This is a genomic window from Pseudomonas sp. 43(2021) (genome assembly GCF_017490805.1).
GTDB lineage: Bacteria > Pseudomonadota > Gammaproteobacteria > Pseudomonadales > Pseudomonadaceae > Aquipseudomonas.
The window spans coordinates 1-535 of the sequence record NZ_JAFGYJ010000240.1 but is presented as its reverse complement, the minus strand read 5'-3'; the positions used below and the strand labels follow the sequence as shown (position 1 = coordinate 535).

The window sequence follows — 535 nt, the reverse complement described above, 5'->3', positions numbered from 1 at the left end:
CTCTAACTCCGGCCTCAGCCTGTTCGACGGCTAAGGTTCGAGCATGCGCTGTCAGTGCTGTTTTCGACGCAATGTAGCCAGCCAAGCCTGGGAAGGCCAAAGCGGAAAGAAAAGTCCCCACAAATACAACCGAAGCGGGTCTCGCCAATTGGGCTCGCAAAGCTGAAAGCGTGTTAAGCGCACCTGCTCCGTTGATGGCCCAATTTCGCTCGAATCCCTCACTCGCCAAGCTGTCTTCAAATACAGCGACTCCTGCATTCGGTACTAGAAAATCTACAGGCCCGATTCTGGAGACGCAGTGTGCAAGCTTCTCAAGATCCGAACTTACCGTAACATCGCCACTGACAATATGGAGGCGATCACCATGAACGTCTTTGAGTGCAGCCAGGCCGCCCCGGCCACGGGACATCGCCACTACCGTCGCTTCATAGCTTAGTAATCGTTGAACGACTGCCAGTCCGATGCCTGAACTTGCTCCGGTTACCACAGCGACACGATTGTCGAACTCACTTTTCATGTTTCAGCTCCTTGGGTA

At 53.8% G+C, this 535-nt stretch carries 1 protein-coding gene; it reads right to left on the bottom strand.

Going from position 1 to position 535, the window contains the following annotated elements; genetic code table 11:
• On the bottom strand, positions 1-517 hold a 517-nt coding region (locus J5M71_RS26975), incomplete at its 3' end, for an SDR family oxidoreductase (RefSeq protein WP_207838562.1).
• Positions 518-535: the final 18 nt, after the last annotated feature.